Annotated in this window: 11 protein-coding genes and 1 pseudogene; 6 read left to right on the top strand and 6 right to left on the bottom strand. The window is 70.9% G+C overall.

Features of this window, described 5'->3' with window-relative positions:
* Window positions 1–2 precede the first annotated feature (2 nt).
* A complete protein-coding gene (locus ACFPZ3_RS00060; RefSeq protein WP_379511793.1) occupies window positions 3–2531 on the bottom strand; it encodes an NB-ARC domain-containing protein in 2529 nt (842 codons plus the stop codon).
* A 71-nt stretch (window positions 2532–2602) separates the two neighbouring features.
* Entirely contained in the window at window positions 2603–4699 is a 2097-nt protein-coding gene (locus ACFPZ3_RS00055) for a M6 family metalloprotease domain-containing protein (RefSeq protein WP_379511792.1), read from the bottom strand.
* Window positions 4700–4805: 106 nt separating this feature from the next.
* Here ACFPZ3_RS00055 and ACFPZ3_RS00050 point away from each other — a divergent pair, with 106 nt between their 5' ends.
* Both ACFPZ3_RS00050 and ACFPZ3_RS00045 read left to right on the top strand, forming a co-directional pair.
* Window positions 4806–5975: a PucR family transcriptional regulator gene (locus ACFPZ3_RS00050; RefSeq protein WP_379511791.1), complete on the top strand. Its 1170-nt coding sequence runs from the start codon at window positions 4806–4808 to the stop codon at window positions 5973–5975.
* Window positions 5976–6037: 62 nt separating this feature from the next.
* A complete protein-coding gene (locus ACFPZ3_RS00045) occupies window positions 6038–7078 on the top strand; it encodes an amidohydrolase family protein (protein WP_379511790.1) in 1041 nt (346 codons plus the stop codon).
* Here ACFPZ3_RS00045 and ACFPZ3_RS00040 read toward each other — a convergent pair.
* Entirely contained in the window at window positions 7038–7457 is a 420-nt protein-coding gene (locus ACFPZ3_RS00040; protein ID WP_379511789.1) for a MarR family winged helix-turn-helix transcriptional regulator, read from the bottom strand. The two genes, ACFPZ3_RS00045 and ACFPZ3_RS00040, sit on opposite strands and share 41 nt — an antisense overlap.
* A 69-nt stretch (window positions 7458–7526) precedes the next feature.
* Between ACFPZ3_RS00040 and ACFPZ3_RS00035 the strand changes: the two genes are divergently transcribed.
* The 3 genes from ACFPZ3_RS00035 (at window position 7527) to ACFPZ3_RS00025 (ending at window position 11418) form a co-directional block, all read left to right on the top strand.
* Window positions 7527–9260: an ABC transporter ATP-binding protein gene (locus ACFPZ3_RS00035; protein ID WP_379511788.1), complete on the top strand. Its 1734-nt coding sequence runs from the start codon at window positions 7527–7529 to the stop codon at window positions 9258–9260.
* A gap of 217 nt (window positions 9261–9477) precedes the next feature.
* A complete protein-coding gene (locus tag ACFPZ3_RS00030; RefSeq protein WP_379511787.1) occupies window positions 9478–11019 on the top strand; it encodes a gamma-glutamyltransferase family protein in 1542 nt (513 codons plus the stop codon).
* 72 nt (window positions 11020–11091) lie between these two features.
* The gene (locus tag ACFPZ3_RS00025) at window positions 11092–11418 is read left to right on the top strand and encodes a DUF5709 domain-containing protein (protein WP_379511786.1); all 327 of its coding nucleotides are present in this window, start codon (window positions 11092–11094) and stop codon (window positions 11416–11418) included.
* 100 nt (window positions 11419–11518) lie between these two features.
* On the opposite strand, the gene ACFPZ3_RS00020 is transcribed toward ACFPZ3_RS00025, so the two are convergent.
* The 3 genes and pseudogenes from ACFPZ3_RS00020 to ACFPZ3_RS00010 form a co-directional block, all read right to left on the bottom strand.
* Window positions 11519–12172 (bottom strand): HAD family hydrolase, encoded by a 654-nt coding sequence (locus ACFPZ3_RS00020; RefSeq protein ID WP_379511785.1) that lies wholly within the window; start codon window positions 12170–12172, stop codon window positions 11519–11521.
* Between the two features lie 59 nt (window positions 12173–12231).
* Entirely contained in the window at window positions 12232–16104 is a 3873-nt protein-coding gene (hrpA, locus tag ACFPZ3_RS00015; protein ID WP_379511784.1) for an ATP-dependent RNA helicase HrpA, read from the bottom strand.
* Between the two features lie 93 nt (window positions 16105–16197).
* Window positions 16198–16556, bottom strand: a pseudogene (locus ACFPZ3_RS00010) (VOC family protein).
* A 61-nt stretch (window positions 16557–16617) separates the two neighbouring features.
* On the opposite strand from ACFPZ3_RS00010, the gene ACFPZ3_RS00005 reads away from it, so the two are divergent.
* The gene (locus tag ACFPZ3_RS00005) at window positions 16618–17058 is read left to right on the top strand and encodes a MarR family winged helix-turn-helix transcriptional regulator (protein ID WP_379511783.1); all 441 of its coding nucleotides are present in this window, start codon (window positions 16618–16620) and stop codon (window positions 17056–17058) included.
* Window positions 17059–17202 lie beyond the last annotated feature (144 nt).

Below are 17202 nucleotides of genomic sequence, written 5' to 3'. Positions count from 1 at the left end.
TCTCACGTGTCAGGCGTCGCCCGCCGCAGGAGCTCCAGGGTCCTGCGCATGCCGGCCTCGTTCCCGAGGCTGCGGTAGATGTCCCTGGCCTGCTCCAGCGGCCCCACCGCGGCCCGAGGACCGCCGGCGTCCAGGTGCGCCTCGCCGAGGTAGCGCAGGCTCATGGCCATCCACCACCGGTCCTCCAGCGCCGCGAACTCCTGAACCGCCCGCAGCAGCTCCCGCTCGGACTCCTCGATCCGGCTGAGCCTGGCCAGCGCCCGACCGGCCGACACCGCGGTCCGCGCCACCCCCCACGAGTCGCCCAGCGCGGTCAGGATCTCCCCCGAGCGCCGGACGTGGTCCAGCTCGCGCAGCCCGTTGTCCGGGTCGCCGACCTCACCGGCCGCCCGCAGGCAGCGCGCCTCCTCCCACAGCTCGCCACGCTGCTTGAACATCTCGCCGGCCCGGTCGAGGCTGAACCCGGCCCTGGTGAACAGGTTGGCGGCCAGCCGGTGGTCCCCGGCCCGGTGCTCACCGCGCGCCTGCGCCGCCAGCACCTCCCCGTACATGCGTAAAGTCTGGGCCTCGGAGTAGCGGTTGCCGTCCCGCTTGAAGATCTCCAGGGCGTCCTCGAGCAGCTCCCTGGCCTCCTCCTGCCGCCGCTCCGCCATCCGCATCTCGGCCAGGTTGCGCTGGGTGCGGGCCATCCACCACACGTCCTCCTCGCCCTTGAAACCGGTGATGGCCCCGATGAGGAAGTCCTGTGCCCGGTCCAGGTGGCCCTCGCTGAACAGCGTCATCCCGACTGTGCGCATGGCCCTGGCCGCCCACCAGGTCTCGCCCAGCTCGGTGAACAGCTCCAGCGCGCGCTCCGACTCCGCCAGCGCCCGCTCGCGCAGGCCCAGCCCACCGTGTACGGCGGCGCTGTCGAGCAGCGCGATGGCCAGCGAGCGCCGATCCTCGATCCGCTCGGCGGCCTCGCGGCCGATCTCCGCCACGGCCGCCCAGTCGGCCCAGTACGCCCGCAGCGAGTGGCACAACGAGCAGAACGCCCTGGCCAGCCCCCACGTCAGCTCCCAGAGCCCGAGCTGACGGGCCAGGTTGATCATGGCGATGAGCGAGAGCCGCTCGGCGTTGAGCCAGTCGCCGGCCCTGACCTGCCCGTCGGCGCTCGACTGACGTCCGCCCCTGCTCCAGTCCTGCGGCCAGCGGTTCTGGGCGGCCTCCTCGGCGCGGCGGCGGTAGCCGGACAACACGCGTTCGATCGCGGCCCTGCGCCGGTCCTCGTCCCGGTCGGCCAGTTCGGCGGCGAACACCCTGACCAGGTCGTGCAGCCGGTAGCGCATGGCGCCGGTCTGGTCGGTGCCTGAACACTCGGCGAGCTGGGCGTCGATGAGCGCCTCAAGCTGGTCGGCGCCGTCGAGCCCGGAGATGTCGAGCAGCTCGCCGGCCACCCAGCCGGGCACGTCGGGTGCGGTCAGCGCGCTGAGCAGGCGCAGCAGGCGGCGCTGCATGCCGGTGCAGTCGTCGTAGCTGAGCTGCACGGAGGCGCGCACGCTCTTGTCCACCGTGGGCGCCACTTCGAGCTGGTCCAGGCGGCGGCGCCGGTCGGCCAGCCGCCCGGCCATCTCGCGCATGGTCCACTGCTCGCGGGTGGCGAGCCGGCCGCCGCAGATGTTGATCGCCAGGGGCAGGTAGTCGCACATCCGCACGACGTCCTTGGCGGCCTCCAGGTCCTCGACGATCCTGGCGCCGCCGGCCAGCCTGGCCAGCAGCTCCACACCGTGCGCCTCGCTGAAGACCCCGAGCCGGGTGTCGTGCGTGCCGTTCAGGAACAGCGGCGAGCGCGAGGTGACCAGCACCGCGCAGCCAGGCTCGGCCGGGATGAGCGATTTGACCTGTTCCGCGTCGTGGGCGTTGTCCAGGCCGATGAGGATCCTGCGGCCCTTGGTCCAGGTCAGCCAGAGCTTACGCAGCTCCTCAAGGCCGCCTGGGTCGGTGGTCAGGCGCACGTCCAGCGCGCGCAGGAACCCGATCAGCACCTCCTCGGGCCGCACGGGGGCGTCGACGCCGCCGCGCAGGTCGGCGTAGAGGCGGCCGTCGGGGTACCAGCCGGCGACCTCCTGCCCGAACCTGGTCATGAGGGCCGACTTGCCGACGCCGCCGCGGCCGTACACGGAGACCACCAGCGGCGGCGCGAGGTCGGAGGACTTCCTGCGGCTGCTGAACACCTCGCGCAGCTCGGCCAGCGACTCGGCGCGGCCGGTGAAGTGCTCGGGCACGGGTGGCCACTGGTCGGGCGAGAGCGGGCCCGGCTCTGATCGCAACCGGCGCTTGGAGGCCCTCGACTCGGTGGTGGCCCAGGTCGTCAGCCCGACGAGGGCGGCCGCGGTCACCGTCACGCCGACCTTGGCCGCGGGCGGGATCTCCCACTCCACGGAGGCGGCCAGCACGCTCGCCGCGGCGGCCGCCAGCCCGGCGGAGACGGGCGCGGCCCACGGCATCGTCCTGCGTCGTCGTGGCTTGTCCGGCAGCAGGTCCCCGGTCAACGACACACCCCCTCAGGGGGTGATTCAAGCCGATGGGGCACGGATTGCGCCACCCGCACCCCATCGTTCATTCAGAGACCGATCACGGGACAGGTGGCCGTCATCGTCTTGCTCGGATCGCTCTCCGAGGTGGCGGTGAGCTTGACCCTGGCCAGCCGGTCACCGCCGGCCGCGCGCACGGCGTTGACGCTCACGAGCGACTGCTTGCCGAACGCGACGGAGGACAGGGCGTTGGGGAGCTGGGCGGTCCAGCCCTTGCCCTGGACCTCGGCCTTGAGGCGGTAGAGGTCGGAGTTGAGGTAGGCGCTGACGTCCTCCGGGTGCTGCCCCTGCGCCGGGGCCGCCTTGCCGGTGTTGAACAGCGGGAACCTGCAGGTGGATGTGTTCTTGGCGGTGGGCAGACCGGCGGCGGGCAGGAGCCTGACCCCGCGCTTCTGCGGGCCTGAGCCGTCGAGCGAGCGGACGGCCACTGTGTAGGACAGATCGCCGTCACGGTCGCGCTGGAGGTCGGTGACGTAGAAGTGCAGGCGGTTGGCCTGGTCGACGTACTCGTACTCGCTGCCGGAGTCGGTGCCGGCGTGGAAGAGGGCGTCGGAGAGCTGGCGGTAGTCGCCGATCGTGATCGGCACCTTGGTGTTGTCCGGCATGACGTAGTCGGTCATGCCGATGTCCTGCGGGTTGGCGTCGATCACCCACTCGAACGGGGCGTCGTCCTCGTTCTTGGTCTTGGCCAGCAGGACGCCGGAGTCGGGGGTGAAGGAGTCGCTGCCCAGCCGGTCCACGACCTCGACCGTGTAGTTGTTGTACCGGCCGCCGTCGCAGAGCGGGTCCGTCGTCTGACAGGTGCTGTTGTCCTGGTCGAAGGCGATGTTGATGCCGGACAGCTCACCCTTGCCCGGCTGGACCGCGCGGGCCAGGACCTTGGCCGTGACGAGGCCGGACTCGCCGAGCGCCGCGCGCGACAGGCGCAGGACGTTCTGCTCGTCCACCATGTTCAGCTCGATCTTGTTGCGCAACATGTGCTGCGCGCCCATGGACGCGCCGGCGGTGGGCGGGATCAGCCAGCGCGAGTGCGGGCCGCCCGGCCCGTTGAAGCTGCCGCGGCTGAGCATCTCCCAGATGCCGGTGTACGCCCTTCGCGGCGGCACGGCGTACGGGTTGTTGTAGTTGTCGGCGATGCCGAAGATGTGGCTCAGCTCGTGGGCGTAGACCGCCATGCCGGAGCTCTCGGCCTGGACCGAGTCGATGCCGAAGCGGGCGTTGGGCCAGAAGTTGGAGCCGGCCTGCCAGGAGCTCCACTCGACGTAGCGGGTCCTGGACCAGTTGGGCAGCGCGGGGTCGGGCGGGCCCCACTCGTCGGGCACGGCCTCCTTGTTCGGGAACTTCATCATCCCGAACTCCTGCCAGGTGGACGACTCGTCCTGGCCGGCGCTGAGGTAGAAGACGAAGTCGTACTGGGCGGCCACGTCGGGGCCGACGGCGGCGATCCAGGCGGCGTTGCCGTCCGTACGCAGGTTCTTGTTGCAGGTGTCGCCGGCCGGGCAGGCCTCCCGCTGGTACTCCATGGCGTACTCGTGGTCCTTGCCCGGCATCGTGTACGGGCCGAACCCGGTGAGATCCACGCCGATCCGGCCGCCGGAGTCCTCCATCCAGTATTCGTGGATGGTGTGTCCCTTGTTGAGGTCGTTCGGGGTGTTGAGGAAGTCCTGGTAGAACTTCGCCACCTGGTCGCGGGGGACGTCGTGGGCCTCGGCGCTCGGGTTGGCGTAGATCGTCGAGCCCTGGGGCTGGGTCACCACGAACGACTGGTTGGGATAGTCGAGCAGCACGAGCGCGCCCTTGAACATGCGCTGCGAGCCCTCGACGGCCGGGTCGTTCCACTTCGTGCCGGGCGGCTTCTTGTAGTCCGCCCACGTCATGTTGTCGGGATTCTCCCAGTTCTGCGGGTCAAGGGGCTTGATGCCGCCCGTGGGGCGGCCGCGCAGCGCCTGTGCGTCGTCGAGAGGTGTGTCGGACTGCCAGGGCTGTGTTTGCGGCCAGTGGTCCTGCCGCCAGGGGTATTCGGGGTCCGCGGGGGGTGCTGCGGAAGCAGGGGTCGCCATCAGGCTCACCGGGATCATCACGATGGCCGCCAGCAAACCCTTCAACAGCTTCTTCGGGGCATTCACGGATTGACGGTATAGACGTTATTGACGGAGATCACCGAGCAGTTGTAGGGAAGACGTGTAGTGGCGTTTCCGTCACTTGTCGAAAAATCCACGTAAAGGTGGGGCTGTGGCGGATCTCCAGCGGACCGTGGACGAGCTCGCCGCCCGTCTCGGCCGCCCCTTGTTACTCGAAGACCGGGTCCAGCGCGTCGTGGCCTACAGCGAGCAGAGCGGCGCCATGGACGACGTCCGCCGCGACTCGATCCTGCGCCGGCACACCGTGCCCGAGGTACGCCGGTGGTTACGCTCGGCCGGCATCCACGAGGCCACCAAGCCCCTGCGCATCCCGGGAGCGCCGCACCTGGGGCTGCTGCCGCGCGTCTGCGTCCCGGTCCGGCACGCCGACGGCCTGCTCGGCTTCCTGTGGTTCATCGACGCCGAGCCGCCCATGTCCCGCGAACGCGTCGCCGAGGCCACGGCCGCCGCCACGGGCCTCGCGCTGGCGTTGTTCCACGAGAGCCTGGCCAGCGGGCTCGCCTCGCACCGCGAGCTGGAGGCGGTCACCGGGTTGTTGCTCGGGGAGCGGGACCCCGCCGGGGACGCCGCCAGGCAGCTCATCGAGGCGGGTGCGTTCCCGCAGGCGCAGCCGGTGACCGTACAGGTGGCCAGGCCGCGTACGGCCGAGCCCGATGACGCGCTGAGGCTGGCGCTGGAGCAGGGGCTGCTGGCGCTGCGACGGCGGCTGAGCGGGCACCATCCGCTGCACCTGGTGCGCTACGACCACGCGGTGCTGCTCACCGCCGGGTCGCCGGTCTCGGCCGACGAACTGCACGCGGCCATGCCGGTGCCGGTGGTGGTGGGGATCGGGCGGCCCAGGAACGCGCTGGCGGAGGCGGCGGGGTCCTACCGGGAGGCCAGGCACGCGGCCGAGGTGACCGCGCGGGTGCCCGGGCTGGGGCGGACGGCGGAGTGGTCGCGGCTGGGCGTCTACCGGCTGCTCACCCAGCTGCCCGACCTGGAGGTGCATCCGGGGCTGGAAGGGCTGCTCGCGGACGCCCAGTACCTGCCGCTGCTGGAGACGCTGGAGACCTACCTGGACCTGGCGGGCAGCGCGGTGGCGACCTCACGGGCGCTGCGGCTGCACCGCACGTCGCTCTACTACCGGCTGCAGCGGGTGGAGGAGCTCGCGAGTACGGACCTGAAGGACGGCGGCGAGCGGCTGGCCCTGCATCTCAGCCTCAAGATCGCGCGCTTGTCCGGGCGCTACTTACCTAGAGATTCGCATAGTTCGTCCTGATTGCGCCCATGTGCCAGCTTCACGTTTAATGCCCTGAGAGCGAGATCCGACGGGAGTCATCCATGCCGTCAGCGAAGCGTGCCACGCCGGTTCTCGGCACGCGCGCGCCCGCCCCCGTCGTGATCCACTCCGCGCCGCTCGTCCTGCCCATGTGCGCCGATCCCCTGCGCGACGGGGCGGTGGTCACCAGGGGCGAGCGCGTGCTCGCCGTGGGGCCGCGGGCCGAGCTGCTCTCGTCCTTCCCCGCCGCCGAGGAGCTGCGCTGGAAGGGGATGATCGTCGCGGGCATGGTGGACGCGTGCTCCGCCCTGTCGGCCGCCGCTCCGGGGGTGACCGCGCGGGCGCGGGTGGTCTCCGACCTGGCCGAGTCCCCGGGTTTCCCCGGCATCTCGTACGTGGAGGCGACCAGCGCGAGCGAGGAGGAGTGGGAGGAGAGCGGGCGCGACGCGGTCATCACGGCGATCCGCGAGGTCGAACGGCCGTTCGCGGTCGGGATCGCCGCGCACACCCGGCATCCCCAGGTGCTGGAGGACGTGGCCGTGCTGGCCAGGACGTTCGGGCTGCGACTGCTGGTCGATCTGGACCGGCACTCCCCCGCGGCCCTGGACGAGGCCGGGGTGCTGGGGCCGCTGTGCCACGTGGTGTGCGCCAGGCCGCTCGACCCGGGCGAGCGCAAGCTGCTGCGGCTGCGCAAGACCGTGGTGGCCCTGTGCCCGCCGGGGCCCGTGGACGCGCTGTCCCTGCTGGAGGAGGGCAACACCGTCGCCTTCTGCACGCGGGACCAGGGGCCGGGCGCGTGGAGCCCGCTCGAACTGGCCGCGGCCGTCCGCCGGCACGCGCGTGAGCTGGGCCAGCGCCCCCGCGGGCTGGACCGCAGACTGGTGGAGGCGGCCACGCTGGGCGGGGCCAGGGCACTGGGCATGGACCGGGGCAAGGGGCGGATCGGCACGCTGGCCCGCGGCGGGCGGGCCGACTTCGCGGTCTACGACGCACGCGGGCGCTATCCGTACGCGGCCCTGCTGGCCGCACCGCCCTGCCTCGGGACGGTCGTCGGCGGCGCGATCAGCGGAACCGGCTCTCCACCTGCTCCAGCAGCTCCTTGAGCTGCTCGCGCTGCGCTTCCGAGAGCACCGAGAACAACTCCTCCCCCGCCTGCCCGCGCGCGTCGCGGGCCCGTTCCGACAGGGCGCTGCCCTCGGGCGTGATCATGATCAGCGTCGAGCGGCGGTTGGCCGGATCGACCTCCCTGCGCACCAGCCCCGCCTCCTCCAGCGCGTCCACGACGGGCGTGAGCGAGCGCGGCACGATCCGCAGCTCGTCCGCGAGCCGCACCATGCGCGGCGGCTGCTCGGCCTCGGCGATGGCCCGCAACGCCCGCGCCTGCCCTGGATTGAGCCCGAGCGGCTCCAGCCGATGAATGTAGCCGTGCCGCAACCGCTTGCCGACCAGGAACAACAGCTCGGCGAGCGCCTTCTCTCCCATGTCGGCCAGTTTACCGGAACAAATATGAGCTAACCTCTGTTTGAGCGGACATCTGAAAAGGAGCTCCATTTGACCGAAGAACCACGTGCGCCACTCGGGCGCATCATCAAGCTGTTCGGCCCCTACCGCGGTCGCCTGACCGTGGTGGGCTCGTTCATCGTGCTGTCCTCCGTGGTGTCGCTGGCCTCGCCGTTCCTGCTGCGCGAGGTGCTGGACGTGGCGATCCCGTCCAGGGACACCGGGCTGCTCGCGCTGCTGGCCCTGGGCATGATCCTCGTGGCGCTCGTCACGACCGTGTTCGACGTGCTGCAGACGCTCGTCTCCACGACCGTGGGCCAGCGGGTCATGCACGACCTGCGCGTCGCGGTCTACGGCCACCTGCAGCGCATGTCGCTGGCCTTCTTCACCAGGACCAGGACCGGCGAGGTGCAGTCGCGCATCGCCAACGACATCGGCGGCATGCAGTCCGTCGTCACCTCGACGGCCGCCTCCCTCGTCTCCAACCTCACCACCGTGATCGCCACGATCGTCGCCATGATCGCGCTCGACTGGCGGCTGACGCTGGTCTCGCTCGTGTTGCTGCCGGTGTTCGTGTGGATCAGCCGCAAGGTCGGCTCCGAGCGCAAGCGCATCACCTCGGAACGGCAGCGCAAGCTCGCGAGCATCGCCTCCATGGTCCAGGAGTCGTTGTCGATCAGCGGCATCCTGCTGGGCCGCACGATGGGCCGCTCCACCGAGCTGACCGAGCGCTTCGGCCGGGCCTCCGACGAGCTGGCCGATCTCGGCGTGCGGACCAGCATGGCCGGGCGCTGGCGGCAGTCCTCCATCCAGCTCGTCATGGCCGCGATGCCCGCGCTGATCTACTGGGCCGTCGGCCACACGGGCACGATCTCGGTGGGCACGCTGGTGGCGTTCACGACGTTGCAGACCAGCCTGTTCCGGCCGGCGGTCTCGCTGCTGCGGCTCGGGGTCGAGGTGCAGACGTCGCTGGCGCTGTTCGGGCGGATCTTCGAGTATCTCGACCTGCCGGTGGACATCCACCCCGGCAAGCGGGAGCCGGCGGAGGTGCGCGGCGAGGTCCGCTTCGAGCAGGTCGACTTCTCCTACGGCGACACGCCCACGCTGACCGGCGTCGACCTCACCGTGCCGGCGGGCGGCAGCCTGGCCATCGTCGGCGAGACCGGCTCGGGCAAGACCACGATGAGCTACCTGCTGCCCCGGCTCTACGACGTCACGGGCGGGCGGGTCACGATCGACGACGTGGACGTGCGGGAGCTGACGTTCGAGACGCTGAGCGACACGGTCGGCGTGGTGTCGCAGGAGACCTACCTCTTCCACGCCTCGATCGCCGACAACCTGCGTTTCGCCCGGCCGTCGGCCACCGACGAGGAGCTGGAGGCGGCGGCGCGGGCCGCGCGCATCCACGACCACATCGCCTCGCTGCCCGACGGTTACGACACCATGGTGGGCGAGCGCGGCTACCGCTTCTCCGGAGGTGAGAAGCAGCGCCTGGCCATCGCCCGCACGCTGCTGCGCGACCCGCCCGTGCTGATCCTCGACGAGGCCACCAGCGCGCTGGACACGCAGACCGAGAAGGCCGTTCAGGGGGCGCTCGACACGCTGGCGCGGGGCCGTACGACGATCACGATCGCCCATCGCCTGTCCACCGTCCGCGACGCGGACCAGATCGTCGTGCTCGACCACGGACGCATCGTCGAGCGCGGCAACCACGACGAGCTGATGGCCCGCGGCGGCCGGTACGCGGCGCTGGTGAGCCGCGACCAACCGCTCGAACTGGTCTAGCCAAGGTCGTCGGGCACCCGAGCCTTGAGAAGGCCTGACCGGCGCGACCGCTGAAGGCGCGTGCGGCGGGAACGGGCGCGTGGGCCACGGCGGGCGCAGCGGGTCTCCGACACGCATGACGGCGGCTGCCCGTGGGGGTTGCCAAGAAAGCCTGTGATTCTCGAGAACGGGCGAGGACTCCCGGGAAAGCCTCCAGCAAGGCAACTACCCTCGTGGCGTGCACAACACCAGATACGCACCCTCCGGCATGGTGTGCAGCGTCGACCACCTGGCCTCGGCGGCCGGGCTGGCGATGCTGGAGCGCGGCGGGTCGGCCGCCGACGCGGCCATCGCCGCCAACGCCGTGCTCTCCGTCGTCGCCCCGCACATGTGCGGGCTCGGCGGCGACCTGTTCGCCCTCGTCCACGACGGCGGGGTGAAAGCGCTCAACGCCTCGGGACGCGCGGGCTCCGGCGCCGACCCCGACCGCCTGCGGTCCGAAGGCCACACGCGCATGCCGCACCTGCACGACGTCAGGTCCGTGCCGGTGCCCGGCTGCGTGGACGGCTGGCTCGCGCTGCACGCCAGGCACGCCCGCCTGCCCATGACCGACCTGCTCGCACCGGCGATCCGGCTGGCCAGGGACGGGTTCCCGGCCTCGCCGCTGATGGTGGCGGGCGCCAGGAACGCGGCGCGGCGGCCGGGCGGGGGCGACTTCGCCTCCGTACGCGCCGCGGGAGACCGCGTGACCAGGCCCGGCGTGGCCCGCGCGCTCCAGGCCGTGGCCGAGCGCGGCAGGGACGGGTTCTACCTGGGCGAGTTCGGGCAGGGCCTGGTCGAGCTGGGGGCGGGCGAATATTCCGAGGCCGACCTGGCCGCGCCGGGCGCCGACTGGGTCGAGCCGCTCAGGACACGCGTGTACGGCCACGACGTCTGGTCGATGCCGCCCAACTCCCAGGGTTACCTGCTGCTGATGTCCCTCGCCATCACCGAGCGGCTCGACCTGCCCGCCGCCCCGCGCCATGCCGCCTGGGCCCACCTGCTGGCCGAGGCCGCCAGGGTCGCCGGGCACGACCGGCTCGACGTGCTGCACGAGGCGGCCAAGGACCTGCTCGACCCGGCCGAGATCACCAGGCGGCGGGCGATGATCGACCCCAGGGCCCGGCTGCGGCTGGGAGGTCCTGCGGGGCAGGGCGACACGACCTACCTGTGCGCGGTGGACGGCGACGGCATGGGCGTGTCGCTCATCCAGTCGAACGCGTCCGGGTTCGGCGGCATGGTGTTCGAGCCGCGTACCGGGATCAACCTCCACAACCGCGGCATCGGCTTCTCACTCAAGCCCGGTCATCCCGCCGAGTACGGCCCCGGCAGGCGCCCGCCCCACACGCTGACCCCCGCGCTGATCACCCGCCGCGACGGCACGCTCAGGTCCGTGGTGGGCACGATGGGCGGCGACGCGCAGCCGCAGATCCTGCTCCAGGTCATCACCCGGCTGCTGCGGCACGGTGAGGAGCCCGGGCAGGCGGTCTCCGCGCCGCGCTGGCGGCTGGGCACCGGCGGCACCGGGTTCGACACCTGGGAGGCGCCCGACGACGCCGGTCTCGACCTGGAGGACGGCGGGACCTGGTCCGACGGCCTGGGGGCGCTCGGGCACCGGGTGGCGGCGCTGCCGTACGGGAGCTCGTTCGGCCACGCGCACCTCATCGACGTGCGCGCGGACGGGATGCTGGCGGGCGCGGCCGACCCGCGCTCGCTCGTCGGCGCCGCGGTCGGACGCTGATCGAATGGACAAGAGAAGTTGACACAGGCCAAATCAGAGGATTTCGGCCCGCTCCCTGGGTAGGGGGCGCGTATGACCGAAAAACCTCCGAACCGCTACGGAATGAGCGACGAGCAGGAGATCGAGGTCGAGGAATGGACCGACGACCTCGGCTTCCGTCATGAGATCGTCGAGGACGACCCTCAGCACAGGGACACGCTCGACGAGCGCCTGTGGCGGGAGTCGAAGGACCGGCTGCACGAGCCCCGGCCCAAGCACCGGCTGACCCAGCCGGACGAGGGGCTGGAGCCCGACCGGGACGACGAGGAGATCGGCGAGGACTACGGCGGCGACGACGACGACGACCTGTCGGCCGAGGAGCGGGCCGTGCGCATCGACCCGGACGAGCGCCTCACGTGAGCCGCCCCAGCGCGGCCCCTCACGTGAGCCGCTCCAGAGCGGCCCCTCACGTGAGCCGCTCCAGAGCGGCCCCTCACGTGAGCCGCTCCAGAGCGGCCCTTTACGTGAGCCGCTCCAGAGCGGGCAGCAGGGCGTGCAGGTCTTCGGCGACCACGTCGGCGGCCTCCGCTTGCGGGCGCCCGGCATGCAGGTAGCCCCACGGGCCTCGGCGCAGCAGCGCGGTCCGCATGCCCGCCGCGGCGGCCGGCAGCACGTCGTTGTCGAGCCGGTCGCCCACGTAGAGGATCTCGGCGGGCTCGCGCCCCGCCACCGCCGTGACCTTGGCGAAGAAGCCGGGATCGGGCTTGGCGACGCCCCAGCCGTCGGAGGTGTGCACGGAGTCGGCGGGCAGGTCCATGGCGACCAGCGCGTCGTAGGCGTGCCGCGGCTGGTTGCCGGCGATGATCACCTGGCGTCCGGCGGCGCGGATGGCGCCCAGGGCCTCGCGCACGTCGGGGTAGAGGTCGCCCTCGTCGAAGTGGTTGCGCGGGCCGCCGGGGTCGTCCCGCTCCCAGGCGGCCTCCTCCGCGGCCAGGTCGATGCCGGGGCGGACGAGCCGGAAGGCTTCGGCGTAGGTCATGTCCAGCGCGACCATGCCGCCGAGCACGCCCATCAGCACGAACGGGGTCACGCCCAGCCGCTCGGCCCAGCGGGTCCAGATGCGCGTCTCGTCGATCAACGTCTCACCGACGTCGAACACCACAGCCTTGATCATCGATCCCCTCCTCTACCTAAGGACACGGTAGGACAAAATACCCGTAAAGGGATCTTTGCTCATGGTGCGAGCTTCTCCATCGCCTTGGCGATCCGCTTCTCCGACACGGGGGTCGGGGTGCCGAGCGTCTGGGCGAAGAAACTCACCCGCAACTCCTCGATCATCCAGCGGATCTCCACCACGTCCGCGTCCCCCCGCCGCGCCGGATGCAGCTTCTCCCGCAGGTCGTGATAGTCGTCCTCGACCTTGTGCACCCGATCCATCCACTCCTGGTCCCGCCACGGCTCCTCGGGGAGCTTGGCCAGGCGGCGGTCGATCGCCCGGAGGTAACGCAGGATGTCGGAAAGCCGCCGGTAACCCGTGGCCTTGACGAAGCCCGCGAAGACGAGCCGGCCGAGCTGGTCGCGCACATCGTCCGTGGCCGCGCTCTGGCGCAGGCCGTCGAGGCGGACGCCGGCCTCGTGCCAGACGCTCAGGATCTGCTCCACCCGCTCCAGGACGTCGCGCGCCGTGTCGTAGAGGTGGGCGCGCACGTGCTGGTAGAGGCGGTCGAAGGCGACCGGGTCCCAGGCGGGGCCGCCGACGTCGAGCATGAGCTTGTCCACGGCCGCGTCCACCACGTCGTCGAACAGGGCCACCGCCCCTCCGTGCGGGCTGCGTGACAGGGCCAGCTTGGCCTGGTTGGACAGGCCGCCGAGCAGGGACTTGGCGGGGTTGGTGACGTTGAGCAGGAGCAGGCGGCGCACGCCGGGCCAGTGGGAGCGGATCTGCTCGGCCTGCGTCTCGAAGATCTTGACGGAGACCGAGTCGCCCGCGTCCACCAGCGCGGGATAGCCCTTCATGCGGCCCTGCTCGAACACCTTGGGCAGGGTGCCGAAGCTCCACGTGTGCAGGCCGGTCTGCTCAAGGTCGTCGCCGGCCTGCGAGAGCGTCTGGCGCAGGCGGGGCGCCAGGCGGCGCTTGAGCGCGTCGAGGTCCTTGTCCTCGGCCACCGTGCGCTTGCGCTCGTCGATCACCCGATAGGTGATCCGCAGGTGCTCGGGCACCTGGTCGAGCTGCCAGGCCTCACGCGGCACGCGTATGCCGGTGATCCGGAGCAGTTCGCGCTCCACGGCCGCCAGCAGCGGCTCCCCGCCCTGCTCGACCCCGGCGAGCACCTGCTTGGAGTAGTTGGGGGCGGGCACGAAGTTGCGGCGCACGTGCTTCGGCAGGGAGCGGATCAGCGCGGTGATCAGCTCTTCGCGCAGGCCGGGGATCTGCCAGTCGAAGCCGTCGGAGTTGACCTGGTTGAGCACCTGGAGCGGCACGTGGACGGTGACGCCGTCGGCGTCGGCCCCGGGCTCGAACTGGTAGGTCAGCCTCATGCGCTGGCCGAGCTGTTTCCAGTTGTCGGGATAGTCGCGGGTGCTGACGTCGGCGCCCTCGTTGACCAGCATCTCAGGCGAGAACGTGAGCAGGTCGGGCTGCTCCTGCCCGGCCTGCTTCCACCACGAGTCGAAATGCCTGGCCGAGACCACGTCGGCGGGCACGCGCTGGTCGTAGAAGTCGTGGAGCGCCTCGTCGTCCACCATGATGTCGCGGCGGCGGGCGCGGTTCTCCAGCTCCTCGACCTCTTCGAGCAGCCGCCGGTTGTCCTTCAGGAAGCGGTGGTGGGTGTCCCAGTCGCCCTCGACCAGCGCGTGCCTGATGAACAGCTCCCGCGACAGGTCGGGGTCGATGCGGCCGTAGTTGACCTTGCGCCCGACCACGAGCGGCACGCCGTAGAGGGTGACCTTCTCCATGGCGATCACGGCGCCCTGGTTCTTCTCCCAGTGCGGCTCGGAGTAGGTGCGTTTGACCAGGTGCTGGGCGAGCGGCTCGACCCAGTCGGGCTCGATCTTGGCGTTGACCCGCGCCCAGAGGCGCGAGGTCTCGACCAGTTCGGCCGACATGATCCACTGGGGCTGCTTCTTGGCCAGCGTCGAGCCGGGGAAGACGGCGAAGCGGGCGTTGCGGGCGCCCAGGTATTCCTGGATCGGCCTGCGGCCTTCCTGGCCGCGCTGCTTGTCCATGACGTCCTTGACGCCGATGTGCGACAGCAGCCCGACGAGCAGGGACACGTGCACGTGGTACGGCTGCGCGCTCTCGCTGTTGGGCTGGGCCCCGAGCGACTGGCGAATCTGGCTGTAGATGTCCTGCCATTCGCGTACGCGCAGGTAGTTGAGGAACTCGCCCTTGCACAACCGCCTGAACGCGCTGGAGGACAGCTCCTTCTGCTTCTCGCGCAGGTAGTTCCACAGGTTGAGGTAGGCCATGAAGTCGGACTCGGGGTCGGCGAAGCGGCGGTGCCTCTCGTCGGCCTGCTGCTGCTTGTCCGAGGGCCGTTCGCGCGGGTCCTGGATGGACAGGGCGGCGGCGATCACCATGACCTCGCGCAGGCAGCCGTTCTTCTCGGCCTCGAGGACCATGCGGCCCAGGCGCGGGTCCACGGGGAGTTGCGCCAGCTTGCGGCCGACGCCGGTGAGCTGGTTCTGGGCGTCGAACGCGCCCAGCTCGTGCAGCAGGCTGACGCCGTCCTTGACCTGGCGGCGGTCCGGCGGCTCGACGAACGGGAAGGCCTCGATGTCGCCCAGCCCGATCGAGGTCATCTGGAGGATGACGGAGGCCAGGTTGGTGCGCAGGATCTCGGGGTCGGTGAACTCCGGCCGGTTGAGGAAGTCCTCCTCCTCGTAGAGCCGGACGCAGATGCCGTCGGAGGTGCGCCCCGAGCGGCCCTTGCGCTGGTTGGCGCTGGCCTGCGAGATCGGCTCGATGGGCAGGCGCTGCACCTTGGTGCGGTGGCTGTAGCGGGAGATGCGGGCGAACCCGGGGTCCACGACGTATTTGATGCCGGGGACGGTGAGCGAGGTCTCCGCGACGTTGGTGGCCAGCACGATGCGGCGGCCGGTGTGGCTCTGGAAGACGCGGTGCTGCTCGGCGGCGCTCAGCCGGGCGTAGAGCGGGAGCACGTCGGTGTTGCGGAACTCGGCCTTGCCCAGCGCGTCGGCGGCGTCGCGGATCTCCCGCTCGCCCGACAGGAACACCAGGATGTCGCCTGGGCCGTGGCTGATCAGCTCCCGGCAGGCGGCCACGATGCCCTGCGTCTGGTCGTCGTCATCGTCCAGCGGCCGGTAGAGCACCTCGACCGGGTAGGTGCGGCCGGACACCTCGACGATCGGGGCGTCGTCGAAGTGGCGGGAGAACCGCTCGGGGTCGATCGTGGCGCTGGTGATGATGACCTTGAGGTCGGGTCGCCTGGGCAGGAGCTGTTTCAGGTAGCCCAGGATGAAGTCGATGTTGAGGCTGCGTTCGTGGGCCTCGTCGATGATCAGCGTGTCGTACTGGTCGAGCATCCGGTCGTTCTGCAGCTCGGCCAGCAGGATGCCGTCGGTCATGAGCTTGACCAGCGTGCGCTCGCTCGCCTGGTCGGTGAAGCGCACCTTGTAGCCGACCACCTCGCCCAGATTGGTGCCGAGCTCTTCTGCGATGCGCTCGGCGACGGTGCGGGCGGCGATGCGGCGTGGCTGGGTGTGGCCGATCAGGCCGCGGACACCCCTGCCCAGTTCCAGGCAGATCTTGGGGATCTGGGTGGTCTTGCCGGAGCCTGTCTCTCCGGCGATGATCACGACCTGGTGGTCGCGGATGGCCTCAAGGATGTCATCCTTGCGCTGCGACACGGGCAGGTTTTCCGGATATTTCACTACCGGCACGGCCTCGCGGCGCCGTACCAGTCGTTTCTCGGCCCGTTCCAGGTCGGCGAGAATCTCCGCGGCTATCTTGTCGCGGGTGTCGCGCGAGCGCACCCGGCGCATGCCGTCGAGCCTGCGCCGCAGGCGCCGCTGGTCGCGGGGCATCAGGTCGGGCAGGCGGGATTCGAGCTCGGCGAGTGGTGAGGACAACGAAGGCGTTCCCATACTGCTTTCAGGATATTTGAGCTCCGCGTCCCCGGAGCCAACCGCCCATGCTGCCCGACCGCACCCGCCTTCCGCATCCCAATATCTCCGTGTCTAGTGATCGTGAATCGTGATCACGTAGCCGTCGGGGTCGGCGAAGCTGAACGTGCGCCCGAACGGGCCGTCCACGGGCGGGGCCACGATGGGCACGTCCGCCGCCTTCAGCTCGTCGTGCAGCCGCTGGGCGTCGTCGGCCTTGAACCAGAGCGCCACGCCGGTGCCAGGGCGCTGGGGCAGGTCCACGCCGGGGAGCGGCTCGCGTACGGCGAAGGCGATGGGCTGGGTGGCGAACACGACGGCGTGCGGCGGGCCGGCGGGGTCCGCTTGAGGCCGAGGCGCCCCTCGTAGAACTCGGCGGCCTTGGCGAGGTCGCGGACCTGCAGGGCGACGAAGTCGACACCGGTGACGGTCATGGTTTACTCCCTTGGGTATGTCAGGACTCTGACATAAGAGAGCTTATGTCAGAATGTTGACATGATGCAAATGGACCTCGGCCGCAGCGTCGGCTACCAGCTCAAGAGGGTGCAGTCCGCCCTGCGGGCCGCCATGGACGGTGTGCTGCGGGCGCACGGGCTCACGACGCCGCAGTTCTCCTGCCTGGAGCTGCTCGGGCAGCGGCCGGGGTTGTCGAACGCGGAGCTGGCGCGCGGGGCGTTCGTGACACGTCAGTCGATGAACGTGCTGCTGCGGAGCCTGCAGGAGGCCGGGCTCGTAGAGCGGCCCGCGACGGCCGAGTCGGGGCGCGCGCTGCCCACGCGGCTGACGGACGCCGGTGAACGGGTCCTGAACGCGGCCAGGACCGACGTGGAAGCGATCGAACGCCGGATGACGACCGGACTGAGCCCGGCCCAGGCGCAGACGCTCGTGACGCAGCTCGCGGACATGGCCGACGCGCTCTCCGGCCGTGATCGTTGAACCCCATCACGGCATGACGACGCGCCCCTCGCGGCCCGCGAACCGATCGGCCGCGAGATCGGCGCTCCACTCGCGGGGTCGCCGCCGCGGCGCGCTCCGCCCGCGCATGGCCGCCGCCGCGCGCGCTATCCGCGGGTGGCCGCC

Source organism: Nonomuraea insulae, from assembly GCF_042656245.1.
Note: the sequence above shows the minus strand (reverse complement) of the source record. Positions and strands in the feature narration are given on the sequence as shown.

What these genes read in the sequence shown, in the direction of transcription:
- ACFPZ3_RS00045 (WP_379511790.1), top strand. Translation starts at nt 6,038, where the DNA reads ATGCCGTCAGCGAAGCGTGCCACGCCGGTTCTCGGCACGCGCGCGCCC.
- ACFPZ3_RS00040 (WP_379511789.1), bottom strand. Translation starts at nt 7,457, where the DNA reads ATGGGAGAGAAGGCGCTCGCCGAGCTGTTGTTCCTGGTCGGCAAGCGG.
- ACFPZ3_RS00025 (WP_379511786.1), top strand. Translation starts at nt 11,092, where the DNA reads ATGACCGAAAAACCTCCGAACCGCTACGGAATGAGCGACGAGCAGGAG.
- ACFPZ3_RS00020 (WP_379511785.1), bottom strand. Translation starts at nt 12,172, where the DNA reads ATGATCAAGGCTGTGGTGTTCGACGTCGGTGAGACGTTGATCGACGAG.
- hrpA (WP_379511784.1), bottom strand. Translation starts at nt 16,104, where the DNA reads ATGGGAACGCCTTCGTTGTCCTCACCACTCGCCGAGCTCGAATCCCGC.
- ACFPZ3_RS00005 (WP_379511783.1), top strand. Translation starts at nt 16,618, where the DNA reads ATGATGCAAATGGACCTCGGCCGCAGCGTCGGCTACCAGCTCAAGAGG.